The following is a 14,591-nucleotide window of genomic DNA, read 5'->3' on the forward strand; positions in this document are numbered from 1 at the left end:
CTTCGAGAAGAAGCACTTTCAGAGCAAATTGGTGATGCTCTTCGTGGGATAGCTCTCCCTACGGACGCGTACGAGAAAATGCTCTCTGAATGGGCCAAGGAACGGAACGAATCTCGCCACCAAAGGGCTGACCTAGAAAAGATGGCCGCCGACGAGCTTGCCAGCCTAAAAGGCAAGCTCGATCGGCTACTCGATGCTCACGTAAACGGCGTGGTCGACACCTCGGAGTACGTTGCGAAGAAAGAGTCACTGCTCAATCGAAAGGTGAGCATCGAGCAGCGTTTGAGCCAATTTGACGGGTCAGCCCTTTCGTCGCTCGAACTCGCAAAGGAATTTCTCGAATCGGCCCACCAGGCGGGTCCGGTCGCGAAAGACGAAAACCAAAAAGCCAAAAAGGAATTCTTCGAAAAAGTTGGGTCGAACCGGTTCCTCAAAAACCGAAAAATCAGTTTTTCCCACAACATGCCATGGGCCATCTTGACCCGAAACCGCGAATTGTCAGAGTGGTGCCCCGAGTAGGAATCGAACCTACATCTTAAGCTCCGGAGGCTTACATTCTATCCGTTGAACTATCGGGGCGTCGGTCGGACGTGAGTATCAAATTCCCTGTCGCACTCCAAGCCTAAAGGAAGAAACCCGATTTCAGGTACCTCTTTGCCGGGGGTTGAGCGGATTCTTCTTCGCAAACTCTTCAATCAGTTCTTTCGACCGGCGATCGAGATCTTTCGGAATCACGATTTGAATCCGGGCGTAGTGATCCCCCCGTCCGCCGTCGCGGCGATACACGCCTTTTCCTTTTAACCGAAGTTGCACGCCGCTCGAGGTACCCGGTGGAAGTTTAGCATGAGAAAGACCGTCGACGGTCGACACCTCGATTGTGGAACCCAACGCCGCTTCCGCCAATGTAACCGGCACGTCGGCGACGATATCGCTCCCTTTCCGCTCAAGCGTCGGATGAGGTTGAATCCGCAACGTGATGTAGAGATCTCCGCGCGAACTCCGCTTGCCTTGCGCGCCCCCCTTCCCTGCGAGCCGGATCTGTTGGCCGTTTTCCACGCCCGCCGGAATTTTCACGCTCAACCGCTCGCCGCCGACATTTACTTGGACGTCCCCTCCCTTTACGGCGGTCAAAAAATCGATCTCCAATTCGGACGTCGCGTCCGCGCCCCCTCCCGTCGATTCGAACGATTCGAACGGCACGTGGCCATGAGCGCCGGGCCCCGCCCCGCCACCGAACATCGAACCGAAGATGTCCTCCAGGCCGCCGAAATCAAAATTGAACCCGCCCTGCCCCGAGGAAAAATGATAGACCCGCTGGCCCGGTCGCGGCCGAAAACCTCCTCCGAAGAACTGGGAGAAATCAAAACCGGACTGAAAGCCGTCCGGCCCGATGGCGTCGTATTGGCGGCGCTTGTCCGCGTCGCTCAAAACCGCGTATGCCTCGGTGATTTCCTTGAACTTGTCCTCGGCCTGTTTGTTCCCGGGATTGAAGTCGGGGTGGTACTGTTTGGCGAGCTTCCGATATGCCTTCTTAATTTGGTCGTTCGTGGCGGAGCGTTCCACACCTAACAACTTGTAGTAATCTTTCCCTTTCATTTCGGATTAACCTCACAAAGCCTTTCGCATCGGATTCTTTTGATTCGCCGCGGCCGCTAGGCATTGCAAGATTTTTCGGGCCACATTCACTCCCGTAGCCGCCTCCACTCCTTCCAACCCCGGCGAGGAATTCACCTCGATCACCTTCGGCCCTTCGTGCGATTCCAAGAGATCGACGCCGGCGATTTGAAGACCGACGATCTTGGTCGCCTGTTTCGCCATTCGTTCATATTCTTTCGGCAGCTCCACCGGCGTTCCGATCCCTCCGCGGTGAATGTTCGAGCGAAATTCACCGAGACGCGCCTGCCTCCGCATCGCCGCCACCACTTGGCCGCCGACGACGATCACGCGAATATCCCGACCGACCGACTCTTTGACGCATTCTTGGATCAAAATATCCTGTCCCAGGCTCCAGAGCGTATCCAGCGTCGACTCGATCGTTTGCATCGTCTCCGCCAGCATGACGCCGACACCCTGCGTTCCGCTCAAGAGCTTTAGAATCACCGGAAAGCCGCCCACCATCTCCACGGCACTCGGGATGTCGATCGGCTTTCGAACGACAACGGTCCTCGGAATATCAATATCGTGCCGACTCATCAGTTGAATGCAGCGGAGCTTGTTGCGCGTGCGGATGATGGAGATCGAATTGTTGACGACGGGCACCCCCATCATCTCAAACTGCGAGACCACGGCGAGGGCGTAGTTGGTGATCGACGCTCCGATCCGGGTCGTGACGACATCGCACTGATCCGCCTTTCGGCCGTTGCGATAGAGCATCGGCGTGGCCCGGCCGAGCACGATATCGAAGTCGAGCGGATCGGAGACCGTGAGTTTGTACCGAAGGCGCTTCGCTTCTTCGCGAAACCGTCGATTGGAATAGTTCGCCCTGCTTCGGGCCAGGATCTTGATCCGCATCGGTCGGTTAATGTAGGCCCTTTCCAGTACCCGTCAATGACCGCTAGTCCCGGCTTGGCTCTCTAAGGCGTGCCAGTCAAAGGGACTCTCCTGAACGGTTCCGTCCCGCCCGATCTGAATTCGGTGCACGGAAAATGCGGCGTCGACGAAGCTCTTTCGAAACGACCGGACCGTTTGAATGGCGTCGCGCACGCGCTTGAATGCGTCCTCCAGCGCGAGATCCCCGCTTCGGATCTCCGCGTCGATTTCCTGCAAGCGTTCCTCTATGTTTCGGATGTCTTCAAGATCTGTGTGACCTGACACGCGAGACCTCCTTCGTACAGACGGACCGATACCTGTTCGCCGCGATGAACCTGACCGCTCCGCTTGACGATTTGGCCGCCCTCTCGGCTCACCACGCTGTACCCCCGAGCCAAAATGGACAACGGATTGAGCATACTTAGATTGCTGACACTCTTCTCAAAACGGAGTTTGCGCGGCACCATCAATTTCGCCAAGAAAATGCGGAGCCGATCATACGCACGCGACACTCGGTCGCCCTCCCGATCTTTCCGCTCGCGCAGGCGATCGACCATCCGCTCCACGGCGGTGTCCAGCCGTTGCATGCGGCTTTCAATCAACACGCGCGGATCGCGAAGCGGCGCCGCGCGATTGAGCTCTTTCAGCCGGGCCGCCGCCAGCTCCCATTGGCGGTGCAAATCGTGAACGATATTTCGGATTAAAGATTCGACCCGCTGGCGGAGAATGCCCAGATTCGGCACGACTAACTCCGCCGCTTGCGAGGGAGTGGCCGCCCGGACGTCGGCGACAAAATCCGAAATCGTGAAATCAGTTTGGTGCCCCACGGCGGAAATCAACGGTAGCCTTGAAGCGACGATGCTTCTCGCGACGATTTCCTCGTTGAACGCCCATAAATCCTCAATCGATCCGCCGCCGCGCCCGGCAATCAGAACTTCCAAACCGTGGTTAGGCCGATTGGCTTCCTCGATGGCCGCAGCGATCTCCTGTGCCGCTCCCTCCCCCTGTACTTTCACGGGAAACAGCAGGAGCTTGACGATCGGGCAGCGGGTCCGGATGACGTGAATCATGTCGCGAATGGCGGCGCCTGTGGGCGACGTGATCAATCCGATCCGTTTCGGAAAGGCGGGGAGTTTCCGCTTTCTTGCAGGATCGAATAGACCTTCCAGTTCCAACTTCTTCTTCAGCTGTTCAAAACGAAGATAGAGCTCTCCCGCGCCTCCCGGCCGGATGGCTTCAATGATGAGCTGGTATTTTCCGCCGGGCGCCCAGACATCCAGCCGGCCCAAAGCCAATACTTCAAGACCTTCCTGGAGTTCAAAATCGATCCGCTGATTGGCGTTCCGAAAGAAGACGCAGTTGAGGACGGCGTTCTCGTCTTTGAGGAAGAAATACATGTGCCCCGACTGGTTCCGACCCTTAAAATTCGAAATCTCCCCTTTGATCCAGATGCTCGACTTTCCGAAACGGGCGTGGATGAGCGATTTCACCTCCGACGTGATTTCGCTGACGGTGTAGATCGCCTCGTTGAATTGGCGTTCGCCTTCTTCAGGCTCCTCCTGCTGCTGCGAGGCGTATTCGAATAGGTCCATGCGGAGGCCGGAGCCTACACCAGCCGCCGCGGAACGAAAAGTCGCGTCGGAGTTGATTTCCTAGCTTCGAGCCTCGCTTTAACCCGCGCGCTGACGGGTTCGGCGCTCGGCCTGCGTCGCTTTGCGCACTTCCTCTTCGGCCACGGCGATGAGTTTCGCTTCGCTCAGACCCGATTCCATCTTCCCCAACCCCGCGTGATACGCGGTCGCCCGGTTTCGGCCGGCGCGTTTGGATTCGTAGAGAGCACGATCCGCCTTTTCGATTAAATCCTCCCGGCTTTCCGAATCATCGGGAAATTCCGCCAGGCCGACTGAAAGCGTCACCCGCAACGTGAGCCCCTGACGGACGAACCGCGTCTTTGCGACGGCCTCCACGATTCGCTCGGCCATCCGATAACCGCCGCTCCCGGGCGTGCCGACCAAAATCACGGCGAATTCTTCCCCTCCGTATCGGGCCACGAGGTCGATTTTGCGGACCATTTTTCGCAGCACGCCCCCGATCTCACGCAAGACGAAGTCGCCGACCGGATGCCCGTACTCGTCATTGAACTTCTTGAAGTGATCGATGTCGGCCAGAAGAAGAGTCGTGGAGGACGGATGCCGGCCGGAGCGCTCAAGCTCCGTGGAGAGAAATTCCTGAAACGTCCGGTGATTCGCGAGGCCGGTCAAACCGTCGGTCGTGGCGCGCCGCTCCAGCTCCTGCACCATGCGTGCGTTCTTCAGCGATGAAGCCGCCTGCAGCGCCACCACCTCCAGCATCTTGCGCACGCTCTTGGAGAAAGCGTTGTTCTTGCGGCTGGCAAAAAGAATCGCCCCCAGCGGTTCTCCTTTCATTTGAAGCGGCAGCAATAGAACGGAGTCGAAAATCGGTGGAACACGAATCGACTTGGGAAAAAGCGTCGTCTTGCCCTGCCGAAGACGAAAATGGGTGTATGAAAGCGGGGTCTGATTTTTCACGACCCAAGAGACCAACCCGCGCTCGGGCGCGCAGACAAACGTCGCTCCGGTGCATCCCGCCGGAGTCTCCCCGCCTTCCGCAGTGATCCGATTTTCATCCGATTCGGCATCGTAGAGCACGACCGCGCTCCAGTCATAGTGAACGATCTCATGTGTCGACTGAACCAGCGTCTGAACGACATCTTCGACGCGAAGACTCCGGTTAAGCGCCGTGCTCGCGGAGTAAAAATTCGACAATTCCTCTTTGAGATGGAAATACGCGTGCAACGCTTCGGCGTTTTCAATCGCGCGGTTCAGTTGCCGCCCGATTTGGATCACCGTTTCGCACTCGTCATCGGCGAAGGGCGTGGGCTCTAATCGATCCAGAACCAAGGCCCCTTTCAGTTGCCCCGAATCCTCCGTCCGGAGCGGAGCCACCAGGACCGACTGAACCGGCGCCGGACCCTCGTAATACGTGAGCCCGCGCAACGGCTTCGACGAAGAAAAAAGGCGAATCGGAGCGTTTTCGTTCCGCAGAGCCTGAAAAATCCCCTCCGAGGCACGAACCGGCTCTTTGGAAAATCGATCCGACCGCGTGAAATGATCCTTTAAAACAAAAACCTCATCCATTTCATCGAAAAGATAGAGGGCGCACGTGTGCGGCTCGTACGTCCGCTGGACGATTTCGAGAAGGTTTCGAAAGCTTTTCTCCCTCCCACGGATCATCTCGGCCAGATGCGCTTTTTTCCGGTCCGCCGCGCGCAGGACCGACTCCATTTCGGCCGACCTCCCTTCCAAGAGGCTCGCCTCCCGCTCATACAATTGAAGGCGGTCGAGAACTCCCTTCCGTTTTTTCCGTTCCTGAAGGCGAAAAACGGACGCCAGCGCCGTCCAGATGACGAGAAAAAGATACGTCGAAACGACGAGCGTCAGTCCGTCTTTTCCGCCGGGAGCATGAAAGAGCGAGAGCGCCCCTTGAAGAACCAGCAACGCCGCGATTTCACGCCAACGATAGCCGGCGTAAACCAACACCAGAAAGAACGGAAACGTCAGATACGGAAGCCATTCCTGCGGCCAAGTTCGCGCAGCCAAGTCAATGGCGAGGAGCGCCGCAGCGGCACCTTCCATCAAGCGCCGGCGCGCGAGCTTCCCTTCCGGCGTTCCCGCCGTCTTGGGCAGAAAGAGGTAGGAAAAGAGAGAGATCGCCGCCAATAACGGGACGCACGCGAGCGGCCACCAGGAATCCCCGAGGCGCGGATGCAGGCTGCTCAAAAAAAGAAACGAGGCGACAACGGCGAATCGAAAACGATAGAGCGGGCGAGTTACGACGTTAGCCCAAAGTACCGCCCGCATCATCGGAAGATATATTGAATTTCATTCTCCCCAGCAAGCTGCAGTTCTTGCCGGGCCTCGCGTTCAATCGTTCGCAAATCATTCCGATAGAGTTCAATCTTTTTGGCGAGCCGGCCGATGTCCCGGTTGAATTGACCGATCTCTCGGTCAATCTGCTTTCCTCGGGTCCAAAGCTGATAGCTGGTCCAGAGTCCCCGATCTCCGACGATCGAAAAGAAAATGAGCGCGGAAATATAGGCCAGAAACGTCGTCCAAAGTAACGACCTGCGGCGGGAAAAACGAATCTCAAGTTTCCGAAGGAGGATCCGGCTCCATTTCCCCGCCATGTTCGCCATGAAACGATCCTAGCGGAGCACGCGAAGTTTGAAAAGCCGCACCCTCCGCGTATGATCTCGATATCTTTCGGGTTTCCTCGCGATGCCACCCAAACGAAAAGTTCGAACCGCACTCGTTTTGTCCGGCGGCGGAACCCGGGGCGCCTATGAAGTCGGCGTAGTCCACTATCTAAGAACAAAGCTCCCCTCACGGCTCGCGGAAGGGTTGCAATTCGACATTCATTGCGGCTCGAGCGTCGGCGCCATTAACGCCGCTTTTATGGCTTCCATGGCCCACGACCCGGTCGCGCAGGGACAAACCCTGCTGAATCTCTGGAGCGACCTTCGCACAGAAAATATTTACCGCCGTGGACCGTTGACCTTGGGAAAATTACTGTTGCGAACTCTGGTGGGAGTCGTATCCCACGTGGCGGGTCTTAAGGGTCTGGCTCGTCCGGACGATCGGTCGCTGCATTTCCGGGGCTTTTTCGACACGGCTCCCTTTTTTCAGTTTCTGCGCGAACATTGTCACTGGGCCAATATCAGCAAGAATATCGATCACGGCGTGATCGAGGCTCTCGCTATTTCCGCCACCAATATGCTCACCGGCCAGTTGGAGATCTTCATCCACAAACGGCTGGAACTGGGTCACAGCGAACGGCTGAATTGCCACATCGGACGGATCAGCCCCCGGCATGTCATGGCCTCCGCTGCCTTGCCCCTTATCTTCCCGCCCGTCCCAATCCACGGCGTTTATTACAACGACGGGGCGATGCGCCTGAACACCCCCCTCGCACCCGCAGTTTCGCTGGGCGCAGCGAGAATCCTGATCATCGGAACCCGATATCATCCCACCGTCGAGGATCTCGACACGCAGATTCGAATGACGGTCTCGCGCCAGCCCACTCTGGGCGATGTCCTGGGAAAGCTTTTTCACGCGATTCTTGTGGATCGTCTCGATTCCGACCAGGAACAGGTGGACCGCATTAATCGAATTCTCACGGCCTGTGCCACGCACCTCGATCCGGACGCGTATCACGCGATTTGCACCCAGGCCGGCGTTCAACGGATCGAAACGCTTTCGATCGAACCCACGGCGAACATCGCCAACCTCGTCGATGAAACCGCCCGCGGTTCGCTTCAAAACCTTCGAACCATGGGAATTTTGGAGCGGTTCGTTCTGCGAGTCCTGGAAACCGATCCGGGCCAGGGGAGCGACTTCCTCAGTTACTTTCTTTTTGAACCGAGTTACCTGAAAAAGCTCATTGATCTCGGCTACGAAGACGCGAGACGTCACCACGACGCCCTGGCCGCGTTCGCGGAACGAGCCATTGAACATAAGCCGGTTGAATAACACATGCATTCGAATTCCGCCGAAACAGCTTGAAACCAATACCCCCGTGGCGTCCTGGTATTCAGATCCTGATTTTTGGGCGTTCACCCGGCCGTTCATGTTCGATGCGGACCGGTGGAAGGCCGCACCTATGGAGATCATCGATCTGATCCGATTGACGCGTGTTCAATCCGGCGCCCGTGTGCTGGATCTCTGTTGCGGCCCGGGAAGGCATGCAATACCCCTCGCTCAACACGGTTTCACCGTCACGGGAGTCGATCTGAGTGCGGAACTTCTCAAACAGGCCGAACAAAAAGCTAAGACAGAAGGGGCAAAAATTGAATGGATTGAAAAGGACATGCGGGAATTTGTTCGTCCGGAGGCCTTCGATCTCGCGTTGAGTCTGTTCACCTCTTTCGGTTATTTCGAAGAGTCGGCTGACGATGTAAAGACGTTGAAGAACGTTTGCCGTTCCCTAAAAACGGGCGGAATGTTCGTGATTGATCTCATGGGAAAAGAGGTCTTAGCCCGCATCTTTGAAGCACGTCGTTGGCGAGAAAGCCAAGGCGCGATCTTCTTGGAAGAAGCGAAAATTTCCGACGACTGGGGAAAAGTGGATGTCCTTGCCGTCGTGATTGAAAAAGAGCGGCGCCACGAAACGCCGATGTCCATCCGTCTCTATTCAGGACAGGAACTCCGGGCGCTCCTGACGGAATGTGGATTCAAACAGATCGTCCTTTTCGGGGATTTCCAGGGAAATCCTTATGACCATCGGGCCCGACGTCTGGTGGCTTTGGCTCGAAAGTAATCTCCAAGCCTAAGATAGAAGTTCCTTAAGGTTTCTGAACTGATCCAATGACGTTGGGTTTGCGAGGGCGTCCCGATTTTTGATCTCCTCACCTTTGATCGTTTTGAGAACCGCCATCTCGACCTTTTTCCCGCTGATCGTGTACGGAATTTCCCGTATGGAAAGAATCTTCGCCGGAACATGCCTCGGCGTCGTCTCTTCGCGGATCCTTGTCTTGATTTTCTTTTGGAGTTGCTCCGTAAGCTTCGCACCGCGTTTTAGCACGATAAAAAGCACGATTCTTTCGTCCCCTTCCCACGGCTGACCGATCACGAGGCTGTCGGAGATTTCGGGCATCGTTTCGACCTGTCGGTAGATTTCGGCCGTTCCGATTCGCACACCCGACGGATTGAGCGTCGCATCGGAGCGCCCGTAGATCACCGCCCCTCCCCTCTCGTTGAAAAGAATGTAATCTCCGTGCCTCCAAATTCCGGGATATTCGCTGAAATAGGCCTTCCGATATTTCTCGCCGCCGGGATCGTTCCAGAAATAGATCGGCATGGAGGGCGCCGGCTTCCGACAAACCAGTTCCCCCTGCCGGCCGATCAGCTCTTTGCCGTCATCGGAGTAAGCCGCGACATCCATTCCAAGCCCTTTGCATTGAATCTCGCCTCGATAGACAGGGAGGATCGGATTTCCCAGGACGAAGCAGGAGACGATGTCGGTCCCGCCCGAGATCGACGAGAGCAGGACGTCTGGCTTCACATGTTCGTACACCCAATCGAAATCCTCGGGAAGAAGAGGAGAACCGGTCGACGTAATCGTTTTCAGACGACTCAGATCGAACTTATCCTTGGGTGAAAGGTTCGCGTTGCGACAGGCACCCAGGAATTTTGCGCTCGTTCCGAAGATCGTCAGCCTTTCATTGGCGGCCAATTCCCAGAGTCGATTCAGTGAAGGATACGACGGCGATCCGTCATACAAAACCAGCTTGCATCCCGTCAGCAAACCGGAAATCTGCCAATTCCACATCATCCAGCCGCACGTCGTGAAATATGTGAACGTATCGTCCGGCCCGACGTTTGTATGGAGCATCAATTCCTTGCCGTGCTGAAGGAGCGTCCCTCCCGCTCCGTGAACAATACACTTCGGAACACCCGTGGTTCCCGAAGAGTAGAGAATGTAGACCGGGTGATCGAACGGAAGCGCCCGAAATTCGAGGCCCATTGGGGCCTCGAATTTCGCGGCATCGTTCCATGAAACCGCTCCTGGAATCTCGACCACGGACTCTGGGTTCATCTGCGGAATGAGAACCACCGTTTGAATCGAAGGAACCCGTTTCTGGACTTCGCGAATCCGGTCGAGAATTGAAAATGGCTTTCCATTGTATTGGTAGCCGTCCACGGCGATCAAGATCTTCGGTTCGATCTGGCCGAACCGGTCGAAAATCCCCTGCACGCCGAAATCGGGTGAACAGGAGGACCAGATCGCTCCGATACTCGTCGCTGCGAGCATTCCAATGACCGGTTCCGGAGAATGCGACGTAATCGCGGCGACCCGGTCTCCGGATACGATACCTTCGGACTTCAGAAACGCAGCGACGGACGCTACTTGTCGGTAAAGCTCGCCGTACGTGATTTCCCGTCGCGCGCCAGCTTCGTTGATCGCTGTGATCGCGATTTTCTCGGAGTTCCCGCCTTCGGAACACCGCAACAGGTTCTCGGCGAAATTGAGCCGCGCCCCTTCGAACCAACGGGCTCCCGGCATTTTGGAGCCGGCTAGAACTTTCTTGTAAGGCGTGTGAGATACGACATCCGTGAATTTCCAGATCGATTCCCAAAATGGGCCGATTTGATCCACCGACCATCTATGGAGCGAAAGATAATCTTGGAAAGAAGGATACCCGTTTTTGGGAAGCCAATGGATGTAACGAGCCATTTGGCTTTTCTGCAGGTCATCAGCCCTTGGCTTCCGAAGAATCATGGTTTCGGTACCTTAGAGGGCCTAATACCCTAGAATTGATCCCTATGAAAATCGCAATTATTACAATTGTGTTTTGTTTGACCGCTTGCCAACAGGTTTCGCAGGATGACTCTAAGGAGGCAGCGCAATCTTCTCCCCCGACGGAGTCCCTGGCCCCAACAGGAAAAGGGCCTCCGCCCGCCTGGAATGCTTCAAGTGCCCTTCAACGATTTGGAAAACATATGGAGAATATGTCTCCCGAGGATTATGTCGACAATGGTGCGAGACATGGCGGAAAACTCACTATTTCAGATTGGCTCACCCGAAGCACGTGTTGCATTGATCGATTTCGAAAAAAAGAGACGGAACAAATAGCAAAAGCAGAGGGGATTACGCTTCCACAAATCTTTCGAGTGCCAGCCGGATAAACTTTTGATAGTCGAGCCCGGCGGCATGGGCTCTTTTCTTGAGAGCATGAAGCAGCCGTTCACTGAGACGAATCGTGATCGTTTTATTCTTCGCCTCAAGTTCGAAACGCACAGCCTTCCACTTTCCCGTCTTAAGCAGATCGGACATGTCCCGATCCAAAGGATCTTCGTTCCTATTTCGTTTTTTGGAGATTCTCATAAGCTCTTGCCTCTCTTTTGTGTGCGTATCGCGCAGAAATGACTCGAATCAAGGATTCTTTCCCTTTCGTTCTGAACGTGAAAGCCACAAACATATATCGACCGTTTCCCGCTCGTCCCACAGCCACATACCGATGTTCCCTCTCGGAATGCTCAGAATCTTCCGCAACCAGCACTTCCCGCGCAAAGAATTCCTCAATCTCGCCAATTGCAAGCCCGTGCTTCCCGGCCTTTCGGTGTTTCCCGAATCCCAGTCGAAGCCGTGGAATTTCACTTTTTGAGCCTAACACGAGGTAGTGCATTATGTAAATACAAATGATTTACAATAGACTTACAATTGCTTAGGAATTCAAACAAACCGAGACACGAAACTACCGCGAATGCCGGCTAGACCAGAAGCGCGTACGCCACAAGGTGGTGTAGCCAAGCTTCAAAGGCGTATCAGATTCAATTAACGGTTAGTAGGGCTCTTTGTCGCAATGCCGACGTTTTGGAGGCCTTGTTGCCGGACCAGGTCGATCACGGTAACCACGGAACCGTGTTTCGACTCGCGGTCCGCTCGAATCACGACCGGGATCGTGGCTCGCTTCTCGGCCGGAATGGTCTCGAGGTTGGCTTTAAGCTCTTCCATCGTCACGATTTTACGATCGACTGAAATTTCCCCGGCCGAACCGACATTGATCCAAACGAGCTTGCGCTCTCCGGCCTGACCCGCGGCCGACGCTTCGGGAAGATCGACGAAAAAGAACGATTCGGTCGACGCGAACGTCGTCGTCACGATGAAAAACACCAGAATATTCAGAAAGAGATCGATCAGAGGAATCAGATTGATTTCGGCGGAACGGTGACGAAGGCGGCGGGAGGTGGCGAACCTCATCCCCTTCTCCGCACCATCTTCACAATCCGGCTGGCATATTCTTCCATCTCCAGGACGAATCGATCCACGCGATGGAGAAAATATTGCTGGGCGATGAGCGCCGGAATTCCGACAACGAGCCCGCCGGCCGTATTGAGAAGCGCTTCGGCGATCCCTCCCGACAATTTCAACGGATCTCCCACGCCGGTCACGGCGACGACGCCGAACGTCCGAATCATGCCGGTGACCGTCCCCAAGAGACCGATCAGCGGACCGGCGGCCGCCAGTGTGCCGAGAAAGTCGAGGTTCCGTTCGAGCACGCTGGTCTCGCGCCTGCCGGCGCTTTCCATCTCCTCTTCCATCTCCTTGGGATCCGTTCCGTCAAACGATAGCCCGGTCGTAAGGATTCTCCCCACGGGAACGTCGCTGGCCCGGCAGAGAGCGAGGGCTTCGGATACTTTTTTCTCGCGCACGAGCGATTCGACGTCGGTCAGAAATCGAACCGGCAATATTTTGTTTTTTCGAAGCGCCCGAAATCGCTCGAAAATCAGGGCGACGCAGGCGACGGAGCAGAGGAAAAGGACCGCCATGACGGGGCCGCCTTTGGAGAGATAGGCGTAAACGTAATGAAACGTTTCCATGAGAACTAAACGGAAGCCTGATCGATCACTTGGTTCGCGATGACGTCCCGCTGAATTTCGCTGGTTCCTTCCCCGATTTCACAGAGTTTCACGTCGCGAAAATAGCGTTCCACCGGATATTCTTTGACGTACCCATATCCGCCGAAGACCTGAATTCCGCGATGGCAAGCCCGCATCGCGGCTTCCGAAGCGTAAAGCTTGGCCATCGACGATTCTTTCTTCGAGAACTTTCCGTTCCCCTGCAACCACGCCGCCCTGTAAACAAGCACCCGTGCGGCTTCGAGTTCCATGGCGGAATCGGCCAACAGCCATTGAATCCCCTGGAATTCTGAAATCGGGTGTCCGAAGGCTTGCCGCTCTTTCGAATATTTTGCGGCCTCTTCCAGAGCGCCGCGACCCAGCCCCAAAGCCATGGCGCCGATGACGACCCGGCCGCGATCCAATACTTTAAGCGCGTTGATAAATCCCTCGCCGACATTTCCCAAAACATTTTCTTCCGGGATCTCGAGGTTCTCGAACGTCAAGGCCGCCGTGTCGCTCGAACGAACGCCCAATTTCTCCTCTTTTTTCCCGGGAGTCAGCCCTTTCCATCCTTTTTCCGCGATAAACGCCGTTACGCCGCGGGTGCCCTTGGATCGATCGGTGTGCGCGAGGATCACGTAGACATCTCCCACCGAGCCCTGTGTGATGAAGTTTTTTGACCCGTTGATGACCCAGCGGTCCCCTTTCTTCACGGCCGTCGTCTTCATCGCCAGCGCGTCCGACCCGGATCCCGGTTCGGTCAAGCACCAAGCGCCCAGCTTTTTCCCGCTCGCCAAGGAAGGGAGATACTTTTTCTTCAGTGTGTCGTTCGCTCCCACCAACATGTGACCGATACAGAGTCCGTTGTGCGATGCGGCCGTGAGAGCGAGCGAACCGTCGTGGCGAGCGATCTCTTCCACGGCAATCACAAAACTCGTGACGTCGAGCCCGGCTCCGCCCAAAGCCTCGGGGACCATAATGCCCATGAGGCCGAGCTCTCCCAGTTTCTGGCAGAGATCGAACGGGAACTCGCAGGTTTCATCGCGCTTCATCGCGCCGGGAGCCACCTCGCGGGCTGCGAAGTCCCGTACGAGGTCCCGGATCATTCGGTGGTTTTCTTCGAGATCGAAATTCATTGCGGCTTCGCCGGCGTGTAGGGGGCCGCTTTGACGAAGAGAGCCCGATCTCGCTTGTATTTCGAAAGGATCCCGGTCACCGTAACTTCCTGGCCCATTAAATCGGCGAATTTCTCCTTCAGGCTGACTTGGCCGTCCCGCCTCGGATGATGCTCCTCGGGGATAATGAGCGTGAGTTCTCCCTTTTTGTCGACCACGCCAAAGGGTTGACCATTCAGCACACATTTCTTTCCACAATCGATATGTTTTTCTCCCCGTTTTCCGAGTTGCATATAACAAGAGACGTCCACGACTTCGCCGGTAATGGAGACCACTTTCCCTTTCTCGAGCACTTTTTTCTGTTCCGGCGTAGCCGCCGCTTCGGTCGACGTCGGTCCCCAGCCGGCCGTAACCTCATCGCCGATTTTGACCGGCTCTCTCTTCATTGGCTCCTTCTCTTGCGCCTGTACTGCAAATCCGAAACCTAGAATCACAAGAAAAAGAGTCAGGATCGTTCGGTTCATGG

Annotated in this window: 16 protein-coding genes and 1 tRNA gene; 3 read left to right on the forward strand and 14 right to left on the reverse strand. The window is 55.9% G+C overall.

Annotated features, from left to right (window positions below):
• A partial coding sequence (locus tag VI895_05675) for a hypothetical protein (protein ID HLG19290.1) occupies window positions 1–519 on the forward strand: 519 nt, incomplete at its 5' end.
• Here the strand turns inward: VI895_05675 and VI895_05680 are convergent.
• The 7 genes from VI895_05680 to VI895_05710 all read right to left on the reverse strand — a co-directional run bounded on the left by VI895_05680 (window position 505) and on the right by VI895_05710 (window position 6,745).
• Window positions 505–579: transfer RNA gene (locus VI895_05680), tRNA-Arg, on the reverse strand. The two genes, VI895_05675 and VI895_05680, sit on opposite strands and share 15 nt — an antisense overlap.
• Window positions 580–642: 63 nt before the next feature.
• On the reverse strand, window positions 643–1,596 hold the full coding sequence (locus tag VI895_05685; protein HLG19291.1) for a J domain-containing protein: 954 nt from the start codon (window positions 1,594–1,596) through the stop codon (window positions 643–645).
• A gap of 12 nt (window positions 1,597–1,608) precedes the next feature.
• The gene (locus VI895_05690) at window positions 1,609–2,511 is read right to left on the reverse strand and encodes a RimK family alpha-L-glutamate ligase (protein ID HLG19292.1); all 903 of its coding nucleotides are present in this window, start codon (window positions 2,509–2,511) and stop codon (window positions 1,609–1,611) included.
• Between the two features lie 33 nt (window positions 2,512–2,544).
• Window positions 2,545–2,814 carry a hypothetical protein gene (locus tag VI895_05695; protein ID HLG19293.1) on the reverse strand — a complete coding sequence of 90 codons (270 nt, stop codon included), beginning with the start codon at window positions 2,812–2,814 and terminating at the stop codon, window positions 2,545–2,547.
• A complete protein-coding gene (gene xseA, locus VI895_05700) occupies window positions 2,775–4,121 on the reverse strand; it encodes an exodeoxyribonuclease VII large subunit (GenBank protein HLG19294.1) in 1,347 nt (448 codons plus the stop codon). Before xseA ends, VI895_05695 begins: the two co-directional genes overlap by 40 nt.
• Window positions 4,122–4,199: 78 nt before the next feature.
• Window positions 4,200–6,410 carry a diguanylate cyclase gene (locus VI895_05705; GenBank protein HLG19295.1) on the reverse strand — a complete coding sequence of 737 codons (2,211 nt, stop codon included), beginning with the start codon at window positions 6,408–6,410 and terminating at the stop codon, window positions 4,200–4,202.
• On the reverse strand, window positions 6,410–6,745 hold the full coding sequence (locus tag VI895_05710) for a septum formation initiator family protein (protein HLG19296.1): 336 nt from the start codon (window positions 6,743–6,745) through the stop codon (window positions 6,410–6,412). The genes VI895_05705 and VI895_05710 overlap by 1 nt, the downstream gene beginning before the upstream one ends.
• A gap of 82 nt (window positions 6,746–6,827) precedes the next feature.
• Here VI895_05710 and VI895_05715 point away from each other — a divergent pair, with 82 nt between their 5' ends.
• Both VI895_05715 and VI895_05720 read left to right on the forward strand, forming a co-directional pair.
• Window positions 6,828–8,078, forward strand: a complete 1,251-nt coding sequence (locus VI895_05715; GenBank protein ID HLG19297.1) for a patatin-like phospholipase family protein — start codon at window positions 6,828–6,830, stop codon at window positions 8,076–8,078.
• 46 nt (window positions 8,079–8,124) lie between these two features.
• On the forward strand, window positions 8,125–8,865 hold the full coding sequence (locus VI895_05720) for a class I SAM-dependent methyltransferase (GenBank protein ID HLG19298.1): 741 nt from the start codon (window positions 8,125–8,127) through the stop codon (window positions 8,863–8,865).
• A gap of 9 nt (window positions 8,866–8,874) precedes the next feature.
• Here VI895_05720 and VI895_05725 read toward each other — a convergent pair whose 3' ends face one another.
• The 7 genes from VI895_05725 to VI895_05755 all read right to left on the reverse strand — a co-directional run bounded on the left by VI895_05725 (window position 8,875) and on the right by VI895_05755 (window position 14,589).
• Window positions 8,875–10,827 carry an acetoacetate--CoA ligase gene (locus VI895_05725; protein HLG19299.1) on the reverse strand — a complete coding sequence of 651 codons (1,953 nt, stop codon included), beginning with the start codon at window positions 10,825–10,827 and terminating at the stop codon, window positions 8,875–8,877.
• A 369-nt stretch (window positions 10,828–11,196) separates the two neighbouring features.
• Window positions 11,197–11,382, reverse strand: coding sequence for a CopG family antitoxin (locus tag VI895_05730; GenBank protein ID HLG19300.1), 186 nt, complete (start codon window positions 11,380–11,382; stop codon window positions 11,197–11,199).
• A gap of 25 nt (window positions 11,383–11,407) precedes the next feature.
• Window positions 11,408–11,734 carry a BrnT family toxin gene (locus VI895_05735; protein ID HLG19301.1) on the reverse strand — a complete coding sequence of 109 codons (327 nt, stop codon included), beginning with the start codon at window positions 11,732–11,734 and terminating at the stop codon, window positions 11,408–11,410.
• Window positions 11,735–11,883: 149 nt separating this feature from the next.
• Window positions 11,884–12,309, reverse strand: a complete 426-nt coding sequence (locus tag VI895_05740; protein HLG19302.1) for a biopolymer transporter ExbD — start codon at window positions 12,307–12,309, stop codon at window positions 11,884–11,886.
• Entirely contained in the window at window positions 12,306–12,929 is a 624-nt protein-coding gene (locus VI895_05745) for a MotA/TolQ/ExbB proton channel family protein (protein ID HLG19303.1), read from the reverse strand. The genes VI895_05740 and VI895_05745 overlap by 4 nt, the downstream gene beginning before the upstream one ends.
• A gap of 5 nt (window positions 12,930–12,934) precedes the next feature.
• Window positions 12,935–14,086 carry an acyl-CoA dehydrogenase family protein gene (locus VI895_05750; GenBank protein ID HLG19304.1) on the reverse strand — a complete coding sequence of 384 codons (1,152 nt, stop codon included), beginning with the start codon at window positions 14,084–14,086 and terminating at the stop codon, window positions 12,935–12,937.
• Window positions 14,083–14,589: a hypothetical protein gene (locus tag VI895_05755; protein HLG19305.1), complete on the reverse strand. Its 507-nt coding sequence runs from the start codon at window positions 14,587–14,589 to the stop codon at window positions 14,083–14,085. The genes VI895_05750 and VI895_05755 overlap by 4 nt, the downstream gene beginning before the upstream one ends.
• Window positions 14,590–14,591 lie beyond the last annotated feature (2 nt).

Source organism: Bdellovibrionota bacterium, assembly GCA_035292885.1.
Taxonomy (GTDB): Bacteria; Bdellovibrionota_G; JALEGL01; order JALEGL01; family DATDPG01; genus DATDPG01.

Excerpts from the sequence above, each read along its gene's own strand:
- VI895_05685 (HLG19291.1), bottom strand. The coding sequence starts at position 1,596 with ATGAAAGGGAAAGATTACTACAAGTTGTTAGGTGTGGAACGCTCCGCC.
- VI895_05690 (HLG19292.1), bottom strand. The coding sequence starts at position 2,511 with ATGCGGATCAAGATCCTGGCCCGAAGCAGGGCGAACTATTCCAATCGA.
- xseA (HLG19294.1), bottom strand. The coding sequence starts at position 4,121 with ATGGACCTATTCGAATACGCCTCGCAGCAGCAGGAGGAGCCTGAAGAA.
- VI895_05705 (HLG19295.1), bottom strand. The coding sequence starts at position 6,410 with ATGCGGGCGGTACTTTGGGCTAACGTCGTAACTCGCCCGCTCTATCGT.
- VI895_05710 (HLG19296.1), bottom strand. The coding sequence starts at position 6,745 with ATGGCGAACATGGCGGGGAAATGGAGCCGGATCCTCCTTCGGAAACTT.
- VI895_05715 (HLG19297.1), top strand. The coding sequence starts at position 6,828 with ATGCCACCCAAACGAAAAGTTCGAACCGCACTCGTTTTGTCCGGCGGC.
- VI895_05725 (HLG19299.1), bottom strand. The coding sequence starts at position 10,827 with ATGATTCTTCGGAAGCCAAGGGCTGATGACCTGCAGAAAAGCCAAATG.
- VI895_05730 (HLG19300.1), bottom strand. The coding sequence starts at position 11,382 with ATGTCCGATCTGCTTAAGACGGGAAAGTGGAAGGCTGTGCGTTTCGAA.
- VI895_05735 (HLG19301.1), bottom strand. The coding sequence starts at position 11,734 with ATGCACTACCTCGTGTTAGGCTCAAAAAGTGAAATTCCACGGCTTCGA.
- VI895_05740 (HLG19302.1), bottom strand. The coding sequence starts at position 12,309 with ATGAGGTTCGCCACCTCCCGCCGCCTTCGTCACCGTTCCGCCGAAATC.
- VI895_05745 (HLG19303.1), bottom strand. The coding sequence starts at position 12,929 with ATGGAAACGTTTCATTACGTTTACGCCTATCTCTCCAAAGGCGGCCCC.
- VI895_05750 (HLG19304.1), bottom strand. The coding sequence starts at position 14,086 with ATGAATTTCGATCTCGAAGAAAACCACCGAATGATCCGGGACCTCGTA.
- VI895_05755 (HLG19305.1), bottom strand. The coding sequence starts at position 14,589 with ATGAACCGAACGATCCTGACTCTTTTTCTTGTGATTCTAGGTTTCGGA.